Annotated in this window: 20 protein-coding genes and 1 pseudogene; 16 read left to right on the top strand and 5 right to left on the bottom strand. The window is 41.9% G+C overall.

The window, feature by feature from the left end; genetic code table 11:
- Positions 1–154 (top strand): annotated as a pseudogene (locus QR40_RS28885) (IS200/IS605 family transposase); the annotation flags it as partial.
- Positions 155–407: 253 nt separating this feature from the next.
- Entirely contained in the window at positions 408–1,130 is a 723-nt protein-coding gene (locus QR40_RS28880) for an Ig-like domain-containing protein (RefSeq protein ID WP_052431115.1), read from the top strand.
- A 115-nt stretch (positions 1,131–1,245) separates the two neighbouring features.
- Here QR40_RS28880 and QR40_RS28875 read toward each other — a convergent pair whose 3' ends face one another.
- Positions 1,246–1,713 carry a hypothetical protein gene (locus tag QR40_RS28875; protein WP_027296396.1) on the bottom strand — a complete coding sequence of 156 codons (468 nt, stop codon included), beginning with the start codon at positions 1,711–1,713 and terminating at the stop codon, positions 1,246–1,248.
- A 156-nt stretch (positions 1,714–1,869) separates the two neighbouring features.
- Between QR40_RS28875 and QR40_RS28870 the strand changes: the two genes are divergently transcribed.
- Positions 1,870–2,739, top strand: a complete 870-nt coding sequence (locus tag QR40_RS28870; RefSeq protein WP_027296397.1) for a DegV family protein — start codon at positions 1,870–1,872, stop codon at positions 2,737–2,739.
- Positions 2,740–2,831: 92 nt separating this feature from the next.
- Here QR40_RS28870 and QR40_RS28865 read toward each other — a convergent pair whose 3' ends face one another.
- Complete coding sequence (locus QR40_RS28865; RefSeq protein WP_044297863.1) at positions 2,832–3,728, bottom strand: phosphatase PAP2 family protein; 897 nt, start codon at positions 3,726–3,728, stop codon at positions 2,832–2,834.
- 194 nt (positions 3,729–3,922) lie between these two features.
- On the opposite strand from QR40_RS28865, the gene QR40_RS28860 reads away from it, so the two are divergent.
- Together QR40_RS28860 and QR40_RS28855 are read left to right on the top strand one after the other, a co-directional pair.
- Positions 3,923–5,338 carry a spore germination protein gene (locus tag QR40_RS28860; RefSeq protein WP_027296399.1) on the top strand — a complete coding sequence of 472 codons (1,416 nt, stop codon included), beginning with the start codon at positions 3,923–3,925 and terminating at the stop codon, positions 5,336–5,338.
- Positions 5,339–5,410: 72 nt separating this feature from the next.
- Positions 5,411–5,752, top strand: a complete 342-nt coding sequence (locus QR40_RS28855; protein WP_044289716.1) for a hypothetical protein — start codon at positions 5,411–5,413, stop codon at positions 5,750–5,752.
- A 68-nt stretch (positions 5,753–5,820) separates the two neighbouring features.
- Here QR40_RS28855 and QR40_RS28850 read toward each other — a convergent pair whose 3' ends face one another.
- On the bottom strand, positions 5,821–6,684 hold the full coding sequence (locus QR40_RS28850; protein ID WP_027296400.1) for a YitT family protein: 864 nt from the start codon (positions 6,682–6,684) through the stop codon (positions 5,821–5,823).
- A gap of 139 nt (positions 6,685–6,823) precedes the next feature.
- On the opposite strand from QR40_RS28850, the gene hisA reads away from it, so the two are divergent.
- The 11 genes from hisA (at position 6,824) to QR40_RS28795 (ending at position 20,582) form a co-directional block, all read left to right on the top strand.
- Positions 6,824–7,600, top strand: coding sequence for a phosphoribosylformimino-5-aminoimidazole carboxamide ribotide isomerase (gene hisA / locus QR40_RS28845; protein WP_044297862.1), 777 nt, complete (start codon positions 6,824–6,826; stop codon positions 7,598–7,600).
- A 179-nt stretch (positions 7,601–7,779) separates the two neighbouring features.
- Positions 7,780–8,307 carry a ribosome hibernation-promoting factor, HPF/YfiA family gene (hpf, locus tag QR40_RS28840; RefSeq protein WP_044297866.1) on the top strand — a complete coding sequence of 176 codons (528 nt, stop codon included), beginning with the start codon at positions 7,780–7,782 and terminating at the stop codon, positions 8,305–8,307.
- Positions 8,308–8,396: 89 nt separating this feature from the next.
- Complete coding sequence (locus QR40_RS28835) at positions 8,397–9,629, top strand: ABC transporter substrate-binding protein (protein ID WP_044297861.1); 1,233 nt, start codon at positions 8,397–8,399, stop codon at positions 9,627–9,629.
- Between the two features lie 63 nt (positions 9,630–9,692).
- Positions 9,693–11,408 carry a sensor histidine kinase gene (locus tag QR40_RS28830; protein WP_044297860.1) on the top strand — a complete coding sequence of 572 codons (1,716 nt, stop codon included), beginning with the start codon at positions 9,693–9,695 and terminating at the stop codon, positions 11,406–11,408.
- Positions 11,383–12,909, top strand: coding sequence for a response regulator transcription factor (locus QR40_RS28825; RefSeq protein ID WP_044297859.1), 1,527 nt, complete (start codon positions 11,383–11,385; stop codon positions 12,907–12,909). The genes QR40_RS28830 and QR40_RS28825 overlap by 26 nt, the downstream gene beginning before the upstream one ends.
- Before the next feature lie 148 nt (positions 12,910–13,057).
- Positions 13,058–13,288 carry an HPr family phosphocarrier protein gene (locus QR40_RS28820; RefSeq protein WP_027296406.1) on the top strand — a complete coding sequence of 77 codons (231 nt, stop codon included), beginning with the start codon at positions 13,058–13,060 and terminating at the stop codon, positions 13,286–13,288.
- A gap of 202 nt (positions 13,289–13,490) precedes the next feature.
- Complete coding sequence (gene secA, locus QR40_RS28815) at positions 13,491–16,058, top strand: preprotein translocase subunit SecA (protein WP_027296407.1); 2,568 nt, start codon at positions 13,491–13,493, stop codon at positions 16,056–16,058.
- 79 nt (positions 16,059–16,137) lie between these two features.
- Positions 16,138–17,266, top strand: a protein-coding gene (gene prfB / locus QR40_RS28810; RefSeq protein ID WP_138003499.1) for a peptide chain release factor 2 whose coding sequence is annotated in 2 segments (ribosomal slippage) — positions 16,138–16,212 and positions 16,214–17,266 — 1,128 coding nt in all. Because the reading frame shifts where the segments join, the coding sequence is not laid out codon by codon here.
- Between the two features lie 93 nt (positions 17,267–17,359).
- Positions 17,360–18,694: an SPFH domain-containing protein gene (locus QR40_RS28805; protein WP_044297858.1), complete on the top strand. Its 1,335-nt coding sequence runs from the start codon at positions 17,360–17,362 to the stop codon at positions 18,692–18,694.
- Between the two features lie 14 nt (positions 18,695–18,708).
- Positions 18,709–19,752 carry a TFIIB-type zinc ribbon-containing protein gene (locus tag QR40_RS28800; RefSeq protein ID WP_027296410.1) on the top strand — a complete coding sequence of 348 codons (1,044 nt, stop codon included), beginning with the start codon at positions 18,709–18,711 and terminating at the stop codon, positions 19,750–19,752.
- On the top strand, positions 19,746–20,582 hold the full coding sequence (locus tag QR40_RS28795; protein WP_044289721.1) for a TPM domain-containing protein: 837 nt from the start codon (positions 19,746–19,748) through the stop codon (positions 20,580–20,582). Before QR40_RS28800 ends, QR40_RS28795 begins: the two co-directional genes overlap by 7 nt.
- Positions 20,583–20,705: 123 nt before the next feature.
- Here the strand turns inward: QR40_RS28795 and QR40_RS28790 are convergent, their stop codons facing one another.
- Both QR40_RS28790 and QR40_RS28785 read right to left on the bottom strand, forming a co-directional pair.
- Complete coding sequence (locus tag QR40_RS28790) at positions 20,706–21,482, bottom strand: ABC transporter permease (RefSeq protein WP_027296412.1); 777 nt, start codon at positions 21,480–21,482, stop codon at positions 20,706–20,708.
- A gap of 13 nt (positions 21,483–21,495) precedes the next feature.
- Complete coding sequence (locus QR40_RS28785; protein WP_044297857.1) at positions 21,496–22,299, bottom strand: ABC transporter permease; 804 nt, start codon at positions 22,297–22,299, stop codon at positions 21,496–21,498.
- Between the last annotated feature and the right edge of the window lie 7 nt (positions 22,300–22,306).

The following is a 22,306-nucleotide window of genomic DNA, read 5'->3' as shown; positions in this document are numbered from 1 at the left end:
ATACTATGTAGATACAGTAGGAAAAAATGCAAAAAAAATAGAAGAGTATATTCGGAATCAACTAAAGGAAGATTTGGAATATGATCAAATGTCTTTGAAGGAGTATATTGACCCGTTTACGGGTGAGCCAGTAAACAAAAGCAAAAAGAAATAAGCCCAAGGGGCTTAGCAGGTAACTGACGTTGCGGCTGGCGAACCTTTCGATGAGTCTTTAGACTCCAGTACCGGAAACGAGCCCTTATAGGGCGGAAAACAAACCACCGGCTAAGCCGGTGGTACTGATTCTGAAAAAATAGAATTTTCGTTTCTAATAGGGTTTGGAAAATGCTCTGGTAATTCAGGTAAAAATATGTTATCATAATGCCATCACAAATGATACGATAAAGTACAAGGGAGGAAGAGCAGTTATGAAGAAAATCAGACGTATTCTATGTTTAGCGTTATGTCTGGCGCTTTGTTTTTCAAACGCAGCATTTGCCCATTCCGGCAGAACCGATGGCAATGGCGGTCATCGTGACAACAACAATGTAAGCGGATTGGGGTATTACCATTACCACTGCGGAGGTAATCCCGCACATCTGCATCCCAACGGAGTATGCCCGTATCAGGGCGGAGGAAGTGCTGATCCTGCACCTGTTGTACCATCCACTCCGGATCCGTCTCCAACACCAACACCTAAGCCGAAGCCAGATATCAAGATAAAGAGAAAAACAACGAAAATGGCGGTTGGTACCACATTCCTGTTTAAAACTTCCAAAGCCGGCGGTTCCACTGTTAAATGGATAACCTCCAACTCAAAGGTGGCTAAGGTTTATAGAAATGGTAAAGTAGTGGCCCGCAGGGCAGGATGGGTTACCATAACTGCAAAAGCAAATGGGTCAAATGATAAATGCAGAATAAAAATTGTTGATCCCAGGATGACACCAACCAGATTGAACTTAAAAGTTGGAGAGTCAAAGCGAATAATCGTAAAAGGCAGCAATTCCAAAAAGAAATGGAATACATCCAAGAGAAAGATTGCTACGGTTACCGACAAGGGTGTTGTCACAGGAAATTCAGCCGGTAGTTCCAAAATCACAGTGAGGGTAGACGGGAAATTATTAAAGTGCACCGTAACGGTAACAAAATAATGAAGTTCTATAATACATAATCATAATAAATAACAGCGTCAGATAACAAAAGAAAACCGGGTATCTCAAAGTAAAAGCAGACCTGCTTTTAGAGAGATACCCGGTTTTCTCCTAATTACTCTTCCTCCGTTTTTACCTGCGCTGTTTCCAGAGCACTGTCAATGGCATCCAGCAATATCTGGGAAGTATATTTACTGTCCTGAGAATATGTAATGCCATCGGTAGACTGCGTATCATATATCTGAGATGCGATTTCCTCAAGTGCCGGCTGCACAAGGGGATACATCGTCGTTACTGTGTCGCTTAAATTCACCAAACGGATAGAGTTGATATGATCCTGGTCCACCACGACTTCGACGTCAATGGCATTGTCATTCAGGGTGATTGGAGTGGTATAGACTCCGGCGACATATTTCATAGCAGCAGTCGTTTGTGTTGGTTGGTCATCTTTGGCTTTTTCCTTGTCTCTGGGTGTGAACATAAAAATGAAGAGTATGATCAGGATTATCCCCAGCGTTACAAAAATTCCTGTGTAAATCAGTTCCCGCATTTTAAATACTACTATCTTTGTCTTTGAACCCATCCATAGTCCCCCTCGATGATTACTTTTCTACATTCTATTAACTTGTGGGACACTTTATGCAATAAATTTTGGAATAAATTATGTGTTTTCTTACGCTCTTGCATAAAACCCCAATTAGTGTTATGATGAAAAAAAGTTTTAGTGGGAGGAAAGCAGATGAGAGATTACATTATTACGACGGATAATACCACGGATTTACCTGAGGCATATATCCAGGAGCATGGCTTAGGCATGCTTTCTTTGACTTATATGATAGATGGCGAAACTTATAACAGGAAACACGAACTGCCCTATAAGGAATTCTATAAAAAGATGCGGGCAGGTTCTATGCCGACTACTTCCCAGGTCAATCCGGAAGAAGCAAAAGAAGAACTCCGGGAATTTCTGGATGATGGCAAAGATATTATTCATATCGCCTTCTCCAGCGGTCTGAGCGGCAGCTATAACAGTGCCAGGATTGCAGCAGAAGAATTACGTGAGGAAATGCCGGACAGGAAAATTGCGGTCATTGATTCCCTCTGTGCTTCATTAGGAGAGGGGCTTCTGGTACATAAGGCGCTCCAGTTAAAGGAACAGGGCATGGAGTATGAAGAACTGGTGAAATGGCTGGAGGATCATAAGTTAAACGTGGTTCACAATTTTACGGTAGATGATTTATTCCACCTGTACAGAGGGGGCAGAGTTTCAAAGGCAGCCGCAGTTCTTGGAACTATGATACATCTGAAGCCGGTGCTGCACGTAGATAACGAAGGACATCTGATACCGGTTGCCAAAGTGAGAGGACGAAAGAAATCCCTTGCAGCGCTGGTAGAAAATATGGAAAAACAAATCGGCAGCTACCGTGATAAAAACGACATCGTATTTATCAGCCATGGTGACTGCATCGAAGATGCTGAGTACGTAAAATCTCTGATAGAAGAAAAATTTGGTATTAAAGCATTTTTGATTAATCCGGTAGGTCCTACTATTGGAGCCCATTCCGGTCCGGGTACACTGGCACTGTTTTATATGGGAGATGTGAGATAAGCGGTTTTACTTTTCAAGAAAGAGCTGCAGGATAAAAAATAACCGTTTAGAGGGAAAGTATTTCCTCTAAGCGGTTATTTTTATCCTGATTTTTATTTTTCGCCTCCGAGAAATCTCACTCGCTGGAAGATAAAAGGATAGGCAGCGATTACCCAAAGCACAAGAATAAAATACTGAAGCATTTCAGCCGGAATGCTGCCGCCCAAGAGGGCTTTTAAGACTCCTTTTAACAACAGGGAGGAAGTAATACCCAGGATAAATTTAGCAGCCTGCTTTGAAACCGCTGTATTTGTCTCGAAATTAATATAAGTACGTTCCAGGTACCATCCGATAGCAAAGCCCAGTCCGGAACCGGCAGCTTTGCAGCAGTCTGCGGCATAGATCTCATTAATGGTTCCGTTATTCAGCAATACCAGGGCATAAATCATAGATAGAACGGAGAATCCGGCAAGGATGATACTGAGTATCAGATTAGACTTTGGAGTATTCTCAAGTTTACCAAATAATTTATTTATTAAAAGAGAAATAATAATAGCCATAGCCATTGCTGTCAATACATCTTTGGGTGTATGGACACCCAGGTACATTCTTGAAAAACCCACCAGCAGGAAGATGACCACACAGATGATCTTCAGAGATTTCTGCTTTAGGGATAGCGCAAGTGTCATAAATAGTGAAGTTGCACTCTGTGTATGGCCGCTGGGAAAGGAATATCCGGTTGCAGCCGGTACGGCAGAGGGAACAGCTTGAAAATCCGGATCCAGAACCCAGGGCCTTGGGATGCGGAAGGTAATCTTCAGATTTTGCAGCAGCATGCCGGCGGCAAAGAATGATAGCGCAATCTTATATGCCAGTTTCTTATCCAGACACCAGTATAATATGCAGATAATAGCAAGAACCAGCATTTCCTGGCCAAAAAAAGTAAAAAATTGAAACACGGTATTTAGTGCAGGCGACCGTATGCCTTCCAGTAAACGTAAAAATTCCATTTTCACCACTCCATTTTATATTTTTAAAAACAGTATAACATAATTTTGCTAATTTTGGGAAAGTCTATTCATAGATAAGTAAATGTTTAAAATAGAGAAAGCATGAAAGAAAAACGCTTTCACACTAATATGTGCGATTTGCAAACCTGACTGCAATGTGCATTGTAAAGGTGAAAGATACAGGGTGGTTAAAAATGGAGAAAACGATATCAACAGATTTAATTGAGAACATGGAGTATTTCCATCAAAAACTAAAAGTAGATAAAAATTTCGATATCATCTACAAAATGACTGCAGTGGCGGACCGGGGAGCATGTATCTATTTTATAGATGGATTTATAAAAGATGAGATCATGGAAAAAATACTGGAATTCTTTCATTCCATTACGCCGGAGGATCTTCCGGAGGACAGTGAAGACCTGTCTCATGACTATATCCCCTATGTGGAAGTTGACATGCTGGATGACCGGGAAGAGATTGCAAAAAATATTCTTTCCGGCGTCCTTTGCCTGTTTATTGACGGCTATTCCAAATGCTTTGCGATAGATTGCCGTACTTATCCTATGAGAAGCGTAGGAGAGCCTGATAAAGACAAGGTACTAAGAGGATCCAGGGATGGTTTTGTAGAGACTGTCGTTTTCAATACCGCACTGATCAGGCGCCGTATCAGAAGCCCAAAGCTGTCCATGGAAATGTTAAATGTAGGCACAACGTCCAAATCCGATGTCGTCCTTTGTTATATGGATGACCGGGCGGATAAAGAATTTGTAAGAGAATTAAAGGAACGGATTCAAAGCGTAAAGGTAGATGCTCTGACTATGAATCAGGAAAGTCTGGCCGAGTGTATCTATCCAAGAAAGTGGTACAATCCATTTCCGAAATTCAAGTACACGGAACGTCCGGATACAACGGCTGCAAGTATTTTAGAAGGCCAGGTCGCAATACTTGTGGATAATTCACCGGCAGCAATCATTCTTCCGGTTTCCATTTTTGATATTATGGAAGAAGCAGATGATTTTTACTTCCCGCCCATTACCGGAACGTATCTTCGGGTAACCAGAGGAATGATAGCATTTTTGACCCTGATATTAACGCCTCTCTGGCTGCTGCTGATGCAGAATCCGGAATGGATACCAAAATCGTTTGAGTTTATAAAAGTAACGGATACGATGAATATTCCTCTTTTAGCCCAGCTGTTAATTTTGGAATTTGCAATTGACGGCCTGAGGCTGGCGGCGATTAATACGCCAAATATGCTTACTACGCCGCTTAGTGTTATTGCGGCTCTCGTAGTAGGTGAGTTTGCAGTAAAATCCGGTTGGTTCAATTCAGAAACCATGCTGTATATGGCATTTGTGGCAATAGCCAATTATACCCAGGCAAGTTATGAACTGGGATATGCATTTAAATTCATGCGTATTATTATGTTGATTCTAACGGCGCTGTTTAATATATATGGATTTATAATCGGAATTATTGTTACGATTCTGGTTGTGGCTACCAATAAAACAGTAGCCGGAAGAAGTTATCTGTATCCGTTATTTCCGTTTAATGGAAAACAGTTGTTCCGAAGGTTATTCCGAAAAAGAATTGATTTCCAGGATGAATAAAATTGTAAAATCTACACATATTATTTCCGAAGAGAAATCTTATTCTATAATAAACCGAAAAGGAGAAATATTATGAAACAGTTTAAGAAATGTTTAGCTGGCGCATTACTCGTACTCTGTATGTGCGCTATGACAGCATGTGGAAGCAAAAATGACAACAAAACAACAGAAAATACGAAGACTACTACTGAAAGTACAACAACAGAGAGAAGAACTGAAGCAAACACCAATGCAGGCACTGATAATAAAAGTGCTACTGAGATGGGTACCAATAACATGAACAATGACGTTACAGATGGTACAAATGGAACAGAAGGCGTTGTAGAAAAAATTGGCCAGGACGTTAAACAGGGTGTAGAAGATCTTGGAGACGACCTGACTGGAAATACAAATCATACAGAAACAAACCGTTAATCAGTGTACAATGTAAAAGGGAGCTTCATGCGGCTGCATAAGATAGCTCCCTTTACTTTACTATGAAATCAGTCAGTGGGCCGTTGGTAAAAACGCCCGTTCAATTGATCCGTTTTAATTATATTAATAAAAGCTTTTTCATCTACCTGCCTGATTTTCAGCATTACCTCTTTGACTTCATCACTGGATACCACTGAATATACCATGCTGCGCTGTTCCTGTTCATAACAGCCAGTTCCGGTAAATATGGTTGCACCATGATTGGTACATGCCAGTATTTCATTATAGATCTCGCCGGGATGAGAAGTCACGATAAATAGCGTATGTTTCTTATAGCGCAAGTGAAGCTGGCTGACGATCTGAGTGGATGCAAACTGAAAAATAATGGAATACAAAGCCTGATTCCATCCAAACAAATATCCTGCTACCATAAGCATAATTACATTGCTGATAAAAATATAATTCCAGGTTTCCATATGATACTTTTCTGACAGCATAATGGCAATAATGTCAGTCCCGCCTCCACTACCGGCTCCCATAAGGCAGAGGCTCATGGCAAGTCCGTTGATGATGCCGCCAAAGACTGCAATCAGCAGAATATCAGAGGTAATGGGGATGCCCGGTATAATATCAGTCAGAATTCCGGTCAGGCCTACCATAAGGCAAGTATAAAAGGTGAATTTCTTCCCCAGAAATCGGTAACTGATTATAATTACAATTGCATTTAATGCAAAGTTAATCACGGAAAAAGGAAGGCCGATAGAAAAATAAACCTGTCCGATTTTCTGGATTAGAAGAGTGAGTCCGTTAAATCCGCCGGGATATAGGCCTCCTGCACGGACGAAAGTTTTAATATTGGCAGCCATTATAATAGAAGCGATTATAATAAACGCCAAACGTTTGAGTTCTTGTTTTTTTGAAGTTTTACCCATAAACTACCTCCCACAGCACATGAAAAAGCCGATATATAAATTATGGTCCATTTTTCATAATTATAACACACAAAATGGAAAAGATGTGCTAGAATTTAGGTTATATTTATGATTCTATAGAAAAAGGAGCGTGGCAGGAATGAGGTTTCGACCATGTATTGATATACATAATGGGAAAGTGAAACAGATTGTTGGAGGAACTTTAAAAGATGAAATGGACCAGGCGGCAGAAAACTTTGTATCAGAACAGGATGGTGCATATTATGCCAGTTTCTATAAAAAGGACAAAATCAAAGGCGGGCATATTATTTTATTAAATCCATCATCTTCACCCTATTATGAGGCAACCAGGGAACAGGCTTTTCGGGCACTTGGGGCATATCCTCTTGGACTGCAGGTGGGCGGAGGAATCAGGGATGATAATGCGGCTTCCTACTTAGATGCAGGAGCGTCCCATGTAATTGTCACCAGTTATGTCTTTAAAGACGGAGTATTGGACTATGGGAATCTGAAAAAAATGGTAAACGCAGTGGGCAGGGAGCATCTGGTACTGGACTTGAGCTGCAGAAGAAAAGATGACAAGTATTATATAGTTACGGACCGCTGGCAGAAGTTTACAGATCTTGTATTATCCCACGGGGTATTGGATGAATTGGCGGGATATTGTGATGAATTTCTGGTTCATGCAGTTGACGTAGAAGGAAAAGCAAATGGCATAGAGACGGCACTGGCTGACATGCTGGGCTCCTGGAACGGGATACCGGTTACTTATGCCGGAGGAATAGGCAGCTTTGCAGATTTGGAGAATCTGCGGCTGCATGGGAAGGGAAGGCTGGACGTAACCATTGGAAGCGCCCTGGACCTTTTTGGAGGACCGATGCCGTACCGGGAAGTTGTAAAATTGTGTGAAAAATAATTGAAATCGAATAAATTGGATTGTAAAAAACGTAAAATGTGGTATAATTGTTTCATAGGACAGGACAAGCATCAAAACCTGTTATAACCGGTATATTTATGAGCAGAGATTACCGGGTTGCCAGGGAGCTCCGAAAGGATTCCGGAGGGCAAAATATAAATGAAAAGGAGTTGGACATCATGCGTTATACGATTAGTGGAAAAAATATTGAGGTAACAGAAGGTCTTAGAAATGCTGTTACAGACAAACTTGGAAAGCTGGAAAGATATTTTACTCCTGAAACTGAGATTATCGTAACCTTAAGTGTAGAAAAAGAAAGACAAAAAATAGAGGTTACTATTCCGGTAAAAGGAAATATTATCCGCTCAGAACAGGTCAGCAATGATATGTATGTATCCATTGACCTTGTTGAAGAAGTCATTGAAAGACAATTAAGAAAATACAAAAATAAGATCGTTGAAAAGCATCAGGGCGGCGCAAATTTCCGTAAAGAATTTATAGAAAAAGAAGTAGATGACGATGATGAAGTAAAGATTATCCGTACAAAACACTTCGGAATTAAGCCAATGTATCCGGAAGATGCATGTGTGCAAATGGAACTTCTGGGACACAATTTCTTTGTATTCTGTAATGCAGAATCAGATGAAGTGAATGTAGTTTACAAGAGAAAAGGAAATACATACGGATTAATTGAACCGGAATTCTAGTATGTATTTTGCAAAGAGTAGAGGAAAATACATCTGGGCAGACAGCCTGGGTGTATTTTCATTTTGATGTATTTTAAGGAGTTGTAAAGTTGAAAAAGTGGAAATGTATTGCAGTTTCGATCCTGGCATTTGCTATCAGTACTGCCGCAGCGGGATGCATAAAGGAAGAGATCCCGCAAAAGCCGTTAAAAACACAAATAGTACTTTGGCACTACTGGGATGTAAAACAGAATAAGAAACAGCTGGACAATCTGGTGGAGGAGTTTAATGTCTCCCAGGATGAAATTGAAGTAGAACTTCAATTTGTGCCAAGTGAAGACTTTAAAAAGCAGCTGGCGCTTAGTATGGCTGACAATAATATGCCGGATCTGGCGCTGGTAGATTCTTCTGATTTTCAATATTTCTATGCAATGCAGCCCTTTGTAGATCTTACGGATAGGGTGGGGGAATTACAGAATTATCTGCCGGTAGCCATGGAACCCTGCAAAGTGGGAGACCGGATTTACGGACAGCCATTCGGGGTAAACTGTCCGGCATTATTTTATAATAAAAAAATCTTTCGTGAAGCAGGTGTGGAGGTGCCGAAAACCTGGGATGCATTTTACGAAGCGGCAGCTGCAACTACCGGGAAGAATAAATATGGTACAGCATATGGTACAGCATTGTCTGCCCTGCAGAGTGAACAGAGTTTATATGAATTTCTGCCTATACTCTGGGGAATGGGCGCAGATGTGGATCAGCTGGATTCCCCTGCCGGAAAGAAAGCATTTGACCTGCTAACAAAGCTTACCTCATCTAAGGCGATGAGCAGAGACTGCATTAACCTGACTATGAATGACCTTATGAACCAATTTGCGGATGAGAACATAGCCATGGTGTTTCAGTCTTCCGGCATCATTGATGATCTAAGAGAGCGAAACCCGGACATGGAATTCGATGTTGCCTGCCTGCCGTCTGATACCGGGCCGGTAACGGTAGCAGGCGGTGAAGTATTTGCCGTCACGAAAGGAAAGAAGCAGGATCAGGCGATTGTATTTTTAAATTATATAGCCGATAAAGAACGTATGACAGATTATATGGATGGTTTTGGTCTGCTGGCACCAAGGCAGGATGTCATGGATACCCAGTTTAAAGATGATCCCATAAAGCATAAATTCATTGATATTTTTAAATCTGCAAGATACCGGGAAGTATCGGTGGAGTGGCCAAAGATATCAAGAATAGTAGCAGATGCAATGCGCGAGAGTATCATTGGTGAAAAGAAAAACGAAGAAATCCTCAGTGAGGCGGCTAATGAAGTACGCAAAATCAGGGAAGGGTAAGCTTTCAAACTACTTATTAAGGCAGTATCGCAGGCATACCTGTGATATGCAGGAGGTATAAGCATGAAAAAGACAAAAAGCTTAAGAGAAAAGCTGATTCCGGCCTTTTTACTGGCATCCCTGTTGTCCATTACCATGTTTGCCGTACTGTCCCAGATACGTATGAGAATCAATATGAAACAGAGTCTGGACGACCGGATTCAGGGAGGCTTGAACAAGGCAGACCAGTGTCTGGATATGATATTGGATAAATATGAAACCATCCTCTATGACCTTTGTACGGATGATGAGGTAGTGGAGACGGCAGAGAAGCTCAATGAAGACCAGGATGACCTGACTGTGAACAGCAGCCAGTTCCGGCGTTATTTAAGCCATACCAGCAATCGGAATACTGGGATGGAGGGTGTGCTGCTGGTTCTAAAAAATGGAAAAAAGATTTTCTATGACCACAACTCCTCTTCTTCTGCCAACAGCAGCTGGATGAATACGTTACAAATTCCCTCATTCCAGGGTACGATGATATATCAGGCTCCCGATCAGCCGGTTATCATAGGAGAAAAAGAAGTAGCGATCTTCCAGGTGGTAAGAAAAATCGTGGATTACCGCGATATTCATAAAGAGATCGGAACGATCACATTAAGCATCGATGAAAAAGTACTGGAAGACAGTGTCTATAACGGTGAGGATAACCGTATCTATATATGCCAGGATGATAAGGTGATCAGTGCACCGGATAAATCTCTAATCGGAAAAGAGATATCAGAGCTGAATACAAAAGGTTACCGCGTAACGGAAAGAATAAATGAAAAAAGCGGATGGAGCATTTATTATTTTCAATCGCTGCAGCGTTATAAAAGAGCGGTCCTGGAGCAGGGAAGTTTCTGGATTATTGTGACTCTGGGCACTATCGTCATACTGGCGTTATTGACCTATTATTTTACACGTCCGGTAATTAAGTCGGTGGATAAAATAGTCGGAGTTATGAATGAGGCAGAAAAAGGCGATTTTATGGTTCGTATTCCGGTAGAGGATGATATGACACGGGAAGTACAGCGGATAGCCCTTGGTTTCAACGAACTGATGGAAAAGATTGATGAGCTGATCAGCCAGGTGAAGCAGGCGGTATTGGAACAGAAGAATGCCGAGTTGTACGCTCTGGAAGCACAAATAGATCCCCATTTTCTCTATAACACCCTGGATACCATTAACTGGAAGGCAATAGAGAGGGAAGAATATGAGATTAGCGATATGGTAGGAGCCCTGGCGGATATTCTCAGATATGCAGTAAAGAATGCAGGTGGTGAAACAAATATACAGCGTGAGCTATACTGGCTGGAACAATATATGCTGCTGCAAAGTGCCAAGCTTGGAAAGCCGTTGAAGACGGTGATTGAAGCACCGGATCATATCAGGCGGTACAAGATACACAAACTGCTTTTACAGCCCTTTGTAGAAAATGCCATTAAATATGCATTTAAAAACAAAGTTGGGGAATGTATCCTGAAAATCAGGATAGAAGATGCGGATGGCCAGATTCATATTGTTATCGAAGACAACGGAAGAGGGCTTTCTTTGGAGACGCTGGCTCTTCTGAATAATGAAATGGCTGATATGGATGATCATCTGGGAATTGTTAATGTCAGAAAACGACTGCAGTTGTATTATCCAGGGGAAGCAAATATTTATTTTGAAAGTAAACCAAACAAATATACGAAAGTACATCTCTTTATACCAGCAGCAGAGGAGGATGAAGATGAGAATCGTAATCGTGGAAGATGAGGCACCGATCCGCGAAGGCCTGGGAAAGATTTTGAAAAAAATTGACCCGGGTTATGAACTGGCGGGAACCGCTTCAGATGGTATTGACGGATTAAGGCTGGTTAAGAGGGAACTGCCGGATTTATTAATTATGGATATTAAGATGCCGGATATGGATGGGCTTACCATGCTGGGAAAGTTAAGAAAAGAAAAAGTAGACTGTAAGGTGATCGTACTTACGGCTTATTCGGATTTTAATTATGCAAAGCAGGCGATTGAGCTTGGAATCGAAAATTATCTGTTAAAACCCATTAAAATTCCCGAATTGAAACATGCCCTAAAACAGGTGGAAGAATCTCTGGCAGAACAGCGTCATGTGGATCCGGTAATGAACCTGGATCATATTTTCCGGTCCGGCATTTTGGGACAGTTAGAAATAGATGATCAAATGGATAAATTCATAAGTGAAAAATATGGATTCCATACGGCTGATCCAATTTTTCTGTTTGTAATACGGCTTGGAACAGCTTACGATTCCTGTCAGGATCTGCTGATAGACCTGTTAAAAGATATAGGGAATCACTGCAGTAATTTTTCATCCGTTGTATTGGAAAATGAGTCCCGCCACGCTGTAATTGTTGTGGTGTACCACACGGCAGAGGAAAAACAGGCAGAGCAATATTTTGCAAAATCAGTAGTGCCTATGCTCATTGCAAATCTGGGTGATAAAGGACTCTATGGGTGGGCAAAAAGCGATGGGATTGCGGGGCTCACGGATGCATTTAAACAGATCTGGAAGGATATGGAGTGGAATCTTTCGGGTATCGATAAGGGCATGATCTGTAATGAAATAATAGAGGGTATCTTAACCTATCCCTATAAATACCCAATGGACATTGAGACACAGGTGAAAAATGCACTTATGCGCCGTGATAAAAAAGAATTTGAACGGTGTCTGCGGGAATTCAGCAGACTTTCCAGGGAAGAGATTTATTATCCCCGGGAGATTAAAGAAGGGTGTATCCGTTTTACCTGGGCAATTTTAAATACGGCAAAAGAATTTGCAGGCACAGGCGAAGAACTCTATGTTCAGAAAATACTGCAGGCAGTATTAGATGCCATTTGCTGGGATGATATTCTGGAAGCCCTGAGGCAGGTCTTTGAACAGATGATTCCGCAAGACAGTCTGGAAGGACAGCAGGTAGGATATATGGTTCAAAGAACCCAGAATATGATCCAGGAATACTATAACCAGGGAATCAGTCTGGAAATGATAGCCCGGAAGCTTAACGTATCAGAGGAATATCTGAGCAGTCAGTTTAAAAAAGAGACAGGCAGTTCCTTTACAGAGACACTGCGCAGATATAAAATAGACAAAGTCAAGAAACTGCTGCTGGAATCCGGTCTGAAATTAAATCAGATTGCCGTAATGGCAGGATATTCAGACCCAAAGTATATGAGCAAGGTATTTAAAGAAGAAGTCGGGATGCTTCCGGCAGAGTACCGGAAGACCTATAAATAGTAAATTGAGATTAAATAATTCCTCCTTTTTTAAAAAGTTCCCCTATTTCTTTCATGAAAAATAAGATAGAATGATAAAAAGTTAACAAAAGATAAAATTAAGCAGATATTGCTAAAGGATAAATACCGAGGAAAAGGAGATCGATTTCATGAAAGAAATTAAAGTAAGCTTTGATAATCCGGATGAAGTATTAGAATTTGTGAACCAGATAGCAAATTACCCATATGATATGGATATGAAAAAAGGACATATTGTAATTGATGCAAAATCTATATTAGGTGTTTTAGGACTTGCAGTAGGGAATGTAGTAGACTTACAAATCCACGGCGAGCCTTGTGAAAAGCTCACCGGAGCGCTGGAAAAATACCGCGTTTCTTAATTTATCGGTTTCAGATAAAAGAGGAAAATTTATAAAAATACCGCATATGGCAGAGGCTGTATGCGGTATTTTTGTTTATGAACGCATTATGAACGATTTGTGAAGCCTAAGTTTATAAAAAATTTTATTGTGAAAAATGCGTAAAGGTGTTAATATAGTTAGTGATTATAAGAACACAGATGAAGGATATAGGTGAATAGAAATGAATCTTATACAAAAAGTATTAGGGACTCATAGTGAGAGAGAGGTTAAAATGATCAAACCTCTCGTAAAAAAAGTAGAAGCTTTGAGGCCGACCATGCAGGCTTTGTCTGATGAAGAACTAAGAGATAAGACGAAAGAATATAAAAAGAGACTGGCTGATGGAGAGACTTTGGACGACCTTCTCCCCGAAGCGTTTGCGACGGTCAGAGAAGCAGGAAAACGTGTTCTGGACATGGAGCATTATCCGGTTCAGATTATCGGTGGTATTATTCTGCATCAGGGACGTATCGCAGAAATGAAAACCGGTGAAGGTAAAACATTGGTTTCTACACTTCCGGCATACTTAAATGCATTGGAAGGCAAAGGCGTTCATATCGTAACAGTTAATGATTATCTGGCACATCGTGATGCTGAGTGGATGGGAAAAGTACATGAGTTTTTAGGGCTGAAGGTAGGCTGTGTATTAAACTCTATGGACAATGACGAGAGACGGGATGCATACAATTGTGATATCACATATGTTACCAATAACGAATTAGGTTTTGATTATCTGCGTGACAACATGGTAATCTATAAGGAACAGCTGGTACAGAGAGATCTGCATTATGCCATCATCGATGAGGTGGATTCCGTATTGATTGATGAGGCCAGGACACCGCTTATCATTTCCGGACAGAGTGGAAAATCAACGAAATTATATGAAGTCTGCGATATCCTTGCACGTCAGCTGGAACGTGGTGAAGCCAGCGGAGAAGTAACGAAGATGTCTGCAATCATGGGCGAAGAAATCATTGAGACCGGTGATTTTGTCGTAAATGAAAAGGACAAGGTTGTAAATCTGACCGAAGATGGTGTAAAAAAGGTAGAAAAATTCTTCCAGATTGAAAACCTGGCTGATCCGGATAATCTGGAGATTCAGCACAATATCAACCTTGCACTGCGTGCACACAATCTGATGTTCCGTGATCAGGATTATGTTGTAAAAGATGATGAAGTACTGATTGTAGATGAATTTACAGGACGTATCATGCCGGGCAGAAGATATTCCGATGGACTGCATCAGGCAATTGAAGCAAAAGAACATGTTAAGGTAAAGAGAGAAAGCAAGACCCTTGCTACGATCACTTTCCAGAACTTTTTCAATAAATATACAAAGAAATCCGGTATGACAGGTACCGCTTTGACAGAGGAAAAGGAGTTCCGTGACATCTATGGAATGGACGTTGTCGAGATTCCTACCAACAGACCGGTAGCACGTAAAGATGCTGATGATGCCGTATATATGACTAAGAAGGAAAAATTCCATGCAGTAGTGGATTCTATCGAAGAAGCCCATGCAAAGGGACAACCTGTACTGGTTGGTACCATAACCATCGAAACTTCCGAACTAATCAGCAGTATGCTGAAAAAACGCGGAATCCAGCACAAAGTCCTGAATGCGAAATTCCATGAATTGGAGGCTGAAATCGTTGCAGAGGCAGGTGTGCATGGTGCAGTTACCATTGCAACCAACATGGCAGGCCGTGGTACGGATATTAAGCTGGATGATGATTCAAAAGCAGCAGGCGGTTTAAAGATTATCGGTACGGAACGTCATGAATCCAGACGTATTGATAACCAGCTGCGTGGACGTTCCGGACGTCAGGGAGATCCCGGTGAATCCAGATTCTTTATTTCTCTGGAAGATGATCTGATGCGTCTGTTTGGTTCAGAACGTCTGATGAGTGTATTTAAATCTCTGGGTGTATCTGAAAATGAGCAGATCGAACACAAGATGCTTTCTTCTGCTATTGAAAAAGCCCAGAAGAAGATCGAGAGCAACAACTACGGAATCCGTAAGAATCTGTTAGAATATGACCAGGTAAATAACGAGCAGCGTGAAATTATTTACAAGGAGAGAAGACGTGTTCTGGACGGAGAAAGCATGCGGGACTCCATTTATAAGATGATTACCGATATTGTGGACAATACCGTTGATATGTGTATTGCTGATGATGCGGATAATGAAGAATGGGATTTAAATGAACTCAATTCCCTGTTGAATCCTATTATTCCGTTACAGCCTGTTACAAAAGAAGATATCAAAAAAATAAAGAAGAACCAGTTAAAGCAGAATCTGAAAGAAAAAGCAGTGAAGCTCTACGAAACAAAAGAAGCAGAGTTCCCGGAACCGGAACAGCTGCGTGAACTGGAGCGTGTGATTCTTCTGAAAGTAATCGACCGTAAGTGGATGGATCATATCGATGATATGGACCAGCTGCGTCAGGGTATCGGGCTTCAGGCATATGGACAGAGAGATCCGCTGGTTGAATACAAGATGAGCGGATATGAGATGTTTGATACCATGTCAGCAGGTATTCAGGAAGATACACTCCGCCTGTTATACCATGTCCGCATTGAGCAGAAGGTTGAACGTGAAGAAGTTGCAAAGGTAACCGGAACGAACAAAGATGACTCTGAAGTAAAAGGCCCTGTAAGACGTACTTCTGAAAAAGTTTATCCCAACGATCCGTGTCCATGCGGAAGCGGCAAGAAATACAAACAGTGCTGCGGCAGAAGAGCATAAATATAGAACCAAAAGGGTCGTTTGCATAAAACGGCCTTTTTGTAAATAAATCAAATAATAATTGAGAGAAGGTGAAGCTGTGGTAGAATTAGATCAATTTAAATATACGTTAGGTACGTATGAAAAACCATTAGTGGAAGTGAGGGATTCACTTTGACCTGGCTAACAAGGAAAAGCGGATTCAGGAATTAGAGCGTAAGATGGAAGAACCTGACTTTTGGGATAATCCCGAAAAGTCTCAGGAATTTATGAAAACGCTCAGCAGTTTAAAGGAAGATATCGAAGTTTTCCGTAAACTGAACGATCAGTATGAGGAAATAGAGACCCTTCTGGAAATGGCATATGAGGAAAATGATGCCTCGCTGATTCCGGAAATAGAAGAAACACTGAAAGATTTTACTGCCTCGTTGGAAAATATCCGGATCAAGACCTTATTGTCCGGTGAGTATGATGGTGACAATGCGATTATGACACTCCATGCAGGTGCAGGCGGTACAGAGTCCTGTGACTGGGCAAGCATGCTTTATCGTATGTATTGCCGATGGGCAGACCGGAAAGGGTTCCAGGTTGAAGTCCTGGATTATCTGGACGGTGAAGAAGCCGGTATTAAATCCGTAACTTTCGAAGTAAAAGGGGAAAATGCATTTGGCTATCTGAAATCAGAAAAAGGTGTTCACAGGCTGGTTCGTATTTCGCCGTTTAATGCGGCAGGAAAACGTCAGACTTCTTTTGTATCCTGTGATGTTATGCCGGATATCGAAGAGGATATCGATATTGAGATCAGGGATGAAGATTTAAGGATTGACACATACCGCTCCAGCGGTGCAGGCGGTCAGCATATCAACAAGACTTCCTCAGCAATCCGTATTACCCATCTTCCAACCAATATCGTGGTACAGTGCCAGAATGAACGTTCCCAGCACATGAATAAAGATAAAGCGATGCAGATGTTGAAAGCAAAGCTGTATTTATTAAAGCAACAGGAGAACGCGGAAAAAGTTTCTGATATCCGGGGTGAAGTAAAGGAAATTGGCTGGGGCAACCAGATCCGTTCCTATGTTATGCAGCCATATACTATGGTAAAAGATCACCGAACCAGTGCGGAAACAGGAAATGTAGACAGTGTAATGGATGGAAGTATTGACATTTTTATCAATGGTTACCTGAAATGGCTGGCTCTGGGGGCAAAAGAAGCAGAAAATGAATAGCAGGATGTGGATAAGCGGAGGGAATACCTCCGCTTGTGTGCAATAAACATGCTCTAGTACATCATTGCGCGATAAATTACAGGAGGACAATATATGGGAATTATTAAAGCAGCAGCAGGAGCAATTGGAAGTTCATTGGCAGATCAGTGGCTGGAGGTAATTGAGCCGGAAGATATGGGAGACCAGACGCTTCTGACCCGTGGTGTAAAGATGCGTACCGGTTCTAACACGAAAAGCAGTTCCGATACTATTTCAAATGGTTCCGTGATTCATGTGTATGACAATCAGTTTATGTTGTTAGTGGATGGCGGCAGAATTATTGATTATACGGCAGAGCCGGGTTATTATACTGTTAATAATTCTTCCATGCCCTCCTTATTTAACGGAGAGCTGGAAGATGCCGTCAGGGAGACCTTTTCCAGGTTTAAATTTGGAGGGGTAACACCTACGGCCCAAAAGGTATATTATATCAATCTTCAGGAGATTAAGGGAATCCGGTTTGGTACCAGAAACCCCATCAACTACTTTGATAATTTCTATAATGCTGAACTCTTTTTGCGGGCGCATGGAACGTATTCCATTAAAATCACTGATCCGCTTTTGTTTTATGCTGAAGCGGTACCAAGAAACAGCGGACAGGTAGAAATTGACGAAATCAACGAGCAATATCTTTCTGAATTTCTGGAAGCACTGCAGACCTCTATTAACCAGATGTCAGCAGATGGCACCCGCATCTCTTTTGTGTCATCAAAAGCAAGAGAACTGGGGAAATATATGGCGCAGACATTGGATGAAGACTGGCGCCAAATGCGCGGCATTGAGATTCAGGCAGTAGGGATCGCAAGTATCTCTTATGATGAAGAATCACAGAAATTAATTAACATGAGAAATCAGGGAGCAATGCTGGGAGATCCGTCTATCCGGGAAGGATATGTCCAGGGAGCCATTGCCCATGGTCTGGAAGCAGCCGGATCGAATCCGAACGGAAGCATGGCCGGATTTATGGGAATGGGCATGGGTATGCAGAATGCAGGTAATTTTATGGGAACCGCTTCGGCTAATAATATGCAGCAGATGCAGATGAACCAGGAAGCCAGAAGCGCTAATGCAGGAAATACACCTAATACAGGAAATACACCTAATGCAGTTCATACAGGAGACACGGGAAATGCCCAGGCTCTGTCCGATGGAGCAAGCAGCTGGAACTGCCAGTGCGGAACCTCCAACAGCGGAAAATTCTGCTCAAATTGCGGGAAAGCAAAGCCGGAACAGGCACAGGGCTGGGTTTGTGACTGCGGAACATCCAATACAGGCAGATTTTGTTCCAACTGTGGGAGTGCAAGACCGGTTTCGGGAGACTGGACCTGTGCCTGCGGAGTAAAAAATACAGGGAAATTCTGCTCGGAATGCGGAAAGCCGCGCCCATAATCAGGAGGTAATGCATGGCAGTTGTTAGTTACAAATGTCCAAACTGCGGTGGGGATCTTCGTTTTGATCCCAAGACCCAAAAATACAAATGTGAATATTGCCTTTCAGAATTTACGGAAGAGATTTTGAATGCACAGGAAGAGAAAGAATCCGGCAGGCAGTCAGGTGAAGGACAGGAGAGCCAGGAAGGGCTTATCTATTCCTGCCCCAGCTGTGGTGCTCAGATTGTAACGGATGAAACAACAGCCGCAACGTTCTGTTACTATTGTCACAATCCTGTGGTTCTGGAAGGAAAACTTTCCGGTGATTATAAACCGGATCATATTATACCATTTAAAGTGGATAAAAAAGAAGCAGTGGCTCATTTTCTGGAGTACATGAAAAAGAAGAAGTTTGTACCAAAGTCATTTTTCAGTAAGGATCAGATCGAGAAGATATCCGGAGTGTATTTCCCTTTCTGGATGTTTGAATGCGATGTGATGGGGCGCTTGGATGCTGCTGCGACGAATGTACGTGTCTATCGCCTGGGTGAAACCGAATTTACGGAGACCAGATTCTACAATGTTGAGCGGGAGGGAAACCTGCACTTTGAAGAACTTACGAAGAATGCTTTAAATAAGGAAAACAGAAAGCTTGTTGAAGGTGTACAGCCTTTTATGTTAAATGACCTGCAAAAGTTCTCTATGGGATATTTATCCGGTTTTCAGGCGGAAAAAAGAGACATGGAGAAAAGAGATTTTGAAGATGAGATCCGTAAAGAAATCAGCGATTACTCCAGAAATATTTTAAAGGACAGTATTAGCGGATATACCACGGTGAAAGCATCCAAACTTGCCCTGGATACACCGGCAGAGCACTGGAAATATATACTGCTGCCTGTATGGGTTCTTACATATAAAGGCAAAGACAATAAGATGTATTACTATGCCATGAATGGACAGACGAAAAATATCTGCGGCGAACTTCCGATAGACTATGGAAAAGTGGCAATGATGTTTGCAGCCATTGCAATACCCGTATTCTTAATATTATTGTTAGGAGGGTATTTCATATGGTAAAAGAAAAAAAGATTCTTCTATGGATTTGTCTTGTATTTCTGCTGCTGCTGACAACGGGAATGGGGGCATTTGCTTCTTCTGGCAGCCAGGTATTTGATGAGGCAGGGCTGCTTAGTGAGGATCAGATAGCAGATCTGGTACAGAAGACGAATACACTGCGGGAAAAATATAAAATGAATTTTGTGGTTGTAACTACGAATGACGCCCAGGGGAAATCCGCAAGGGAATATGCAGATGATTTTTACATGGATCATGGGTTCTATGACGATGGGGAAGCCAAAGGCGGAGCGACTTTTTTAATTGACATGGATAACCGGGAAATCTATATTTCAACGGCGCATGATATGATCTATTACATGACAGATGACCGGATAGAGAGTGTATTAGATACGGCATACCCATATATCAAGGCTGATGAATATTATAAATGCCTGAGCGGTATGGTGGATGCTACACAAAAATATATGGATAAGGGAATTCCATCAGATCAGTATACAGTAAATACCGAGACCGGGGAGATCACACGATACCTCAGTCTGCGCCCCATTGACTGGGTAATAGCAGTTGGTGCGGCACTGATTCTGGCAGGTAGTGTCTGTGGGTTTACGGTAGGCAGGTACAAACTTAAGTGGGGAAGTTACACATATCCGTATAAACAAAAAGGCAGATTGAATTTAACCAATCAGTCGGACCACTTTACAAATCAGGTTGTTACCCAGAGGCATATACCCAAAAATGATGATTCCGGAGGATCCGGCGGCGGAGGAATGTCATCCACCCACACATCCAGCGGCGGCGGAACTTTTGGCGGTGGCGGCAGAGGATTTTAATAAAATAAGAGACCATTACAAATGGATTTTTCAACGGTCATTGATTTTAGAGCATATATCTAACAATGACAGATGCTGAATTTTCAGTTGTAATGGTCTTTTTTTAGTCGTCTGCCAAAAGAATCAGGAACCGGTTGACTTGTACTTTCGCATCCCAAGATTCCACACAAAGAAGCAGGGAATGAGAAAAAGTATGGTTAATAACGGCAGAAAGCAATAATAGGCAGGTATATTCTGCCTTGTGAGATAGAGAAAAGGATAGTACTGAAAAAGGGCAAAAGGCACAATATAAGTGCAGATCGTAAGTACTGTTTTCCCATAGACAGCCACGGGATATTTTCCGTATTCTCTGGCACCGTCTGTAAAAATATTCATAAATTCCAGTCCTTCCAACGTAAAAAAGCAAAGCCCTGCATAGAGGATAAATAACCCGGCAAAAGTTGCAACACCACCCAAAATCATAAGGATTAACGTAAGAACCCGCAGAAAGGTCCAGTGCAGATGGATATTGGATATGCCGTAGATCAGCATTACAATTGCCTGTAAAAGCCGCCCGATACGGGTTAATTCTATTTTGCTTGCGAGTACCTGGAAGATCGCGCCTCTAGGACGTACCAGTATGCGGTCGAATTCACCATTTCCAATCATTGATGCAAAGGTATCAAAACCTCGAAAAAAACATTCAGCAAGGGTGAACGACATCAGTACAATGGCAAAACACAAAAGGACTTCACTGTATGAAAAGCCTTCGATCTGATGGAAACGCTGCAGCATAAAGTATACGCCAAGGAAGACGTTGAAAGAAACCAGGAACTGTCCAATTATAGTGAGTAAAAAGGATACTTTATATTCCATCATACTGCGAAGATGTATTGATAAATAGTGTATATATAGTTTCATGTAAATGCTCCTTTCAACCGCCCTGAACAACCACCTGCTTTAATGCTCTGTGCATTAGAAGCTTTCCGGCTGAGGTTAACAGTATCAGCCAGAATACCTGTAAAGCAATGGCCCGGCCAAGAGAGCTTCCAGCAATGTCTCCGCTGTAAATTCGCAGGGGAACATTCTGTATGGAAGCAAAGGGTAGCAGTTCTACGATATAAGAAATTCTTTCCGGTAAAAATGGCAGAGGGATTACTGCTCCGGAGAGAAATTCAGCCAGGGAAGTGGTAATCATCCGAATCCCCTGTGAAGATATCGTATAAAATGCCAATGTATATATGACCATGGAAAGAGATACGACTACGCCAAGTCCAAGTGTCATGGATAAAAGAAACAGCAGTCCGGTAACCGGATCAGCAGGCAGCCGGATACCATATGGAGCAGGCAGGATAAACGCCAGAACCAGTATGGGAAAGCAGCGCAGGACTGTTTTGGAAAGCCTAGATGCCAGATTTTTCGTAAACCACATAGTGTACAGGTCCACAGGACGGCATAATTCATATGATACATTTCCGTTGGTAATAGAATCAAAAATATCATTGTCCCAAAACCAGAACATATACAGGGCCAAGAATGCCTGCTGCAGCCATACATAAGAAGTCAGAGCCTGAAAAGACATGGGAAAGGCATCAGCATCAGCCTGATAGAATGCCTGAAACAGAAGAATTTCCATGGCTCCCCAGATAAACTGGGTGGAGATACCAGCCAAAGCGGCTGTCCGGTACTGAAGTCCGGTAATAAAGCGCATCCGAAAAAAAGAGAGGTATTGTTTCATGAATTAC

Source organism: Robinsoniella peoriensis (genome assembly GCF_000797495.1).
In the GTDB taxonomy this organism is placed as follows: Bacteria; Bacillota; Clostridia; order Lachnospirales; family Lachnospiraceae; genus Robinsoniella; species Robinsoniella peoriensis.
The sequence above is the reverse complement of the archived record's forward strand: the minus strand, read 5'-3'. Positions and strand labels throughout refer to the sequence as shown.

Excerpts from the sequence above, each read along its gene's own strand:
- QR40_RS28880 (WP_052431115.1), top strand. The coding sequence starts at position 408 with ATGAAGAAAATCAGACGTATTCTATGTTTAGCGTTATGTCTGGCGCTT.
- QR40_RS28875 (WP_027296396.1), bottom strand. The coding sequence starts at position 1,713 with ATGGGTTCAAAGACAAAGATAGTAGTATTTAAAATGCGGGAACTGATT.
- QR40_RS28870 (WP_027296397.1), top strand. The coding sequence starts at position 1,870 with ATGAGAGATTACATTATTACGACGGATAATACCACGGATTTACCTGAG.
- QR40_RS28865 (WP_044297863.1), bottom strand. The coding sequence starts at position 3,728 with ATGGAATTTTTACGTTTACTGGAAGGCATACGGTCGCCTGCACTAAAT.
- QR40_RS28860 (WP_027296399.1), top strand. The coding sequence starts at position 3,923 with ATGGAGAAAACGATATCAACAGATTTAATTGAGAACATGGAGTATTTC.
- QR40_RS28855 (WP_044289716.1), top strand. The coding sequence starts at position 5,411 with ATGAAACAGTTTAAGAAATGTTTAGCTGGCGCATTACTCGTACTCTGT.
- QR40_RS28850 (WP_027296400.1), bottom strand. The coding sequence starts at position 6,684 with ATGGGTAAAACTTCAAAAAAACAAGAACTCAAACGTTTGGCGTTTATT.
- hisA (WP_044297862.1), top strand. The coding sequence starts at position 6,824 with ATGAGGTTTCGACCATGTATTGATATACATAATGGGAAAGTGAAACAG.
- hpf (WP_044297866.1), top strand. The coding sequence starts at position 7,780 with ATGCGTTATACGATTAGTGGAAAAAATATTGAGGTAACAGAAGGTCTT.
- QR40_RS28830 (WP_044297860.1), top strand. The coding sequence starts at position 9,693 with ATGAAAAAGACAAAAAGCTTAAGAGAAAAGCTGATTCCGGCCTTTTTA.
- QR40_RS28825 (WP_044297859.1), top strand. The coding sequence starts at position 11,383 with ATGAGAATCGTAATCGTGGAAGATGAGGCACCGATCCGCGAAGGCCTG.
- QR40_RS28820 (WP_027296406.1), top strand. The coding sequence starts at position 13,058 with ATGAAAGAAATTAAAGTAAGCTTTGATAATCCGGATGAAGTATTAGAA.
- secA (WP_027296407.1), top strand. The coding sequence starts at position 13,491 with ATGAATCTTATACAAAAAGTATTAGGGACTCATAGTGAGAGAGAGGTT.
- QR40_RS28805 (WP_044297858.1), top strand. The coding sequence starts at position 17,360 with ATGGGAATTATTAAAGCAGCAGCAGGAGCAATTGGAAGTTCATTGGCA.
- QR40_RS28800 (WP_027296410.1), top strand. The coding sequence starts at position 18,709 with ATGGCAGTTGTTAGTTACAAATGTCCAAACTGCGGTGGGGATCTTCGT.
- QR40_RS28795 (WP_044289721.1), top strand. The coding sequence starts at position 19,746 with ATGGTAAAAGAAAAAAAGATTCTTCTATGGATTTGTCTTGTATTTCTG.
- QR40_RS28790 (WP_027296412.1), bottom strand. The coding sequence starts at position 21,482 with ATGAAACTATATATACACTATTTATCAATACATCTTCGCAGTATGATG.
- QR40_RS28785 (WP_044297857.1), bottom strand. The coding sequence starts at position 22,299 with ATGAAACAATACCTCTCTTTTTTTCGGATGCGCTTTATTACCGGACTT.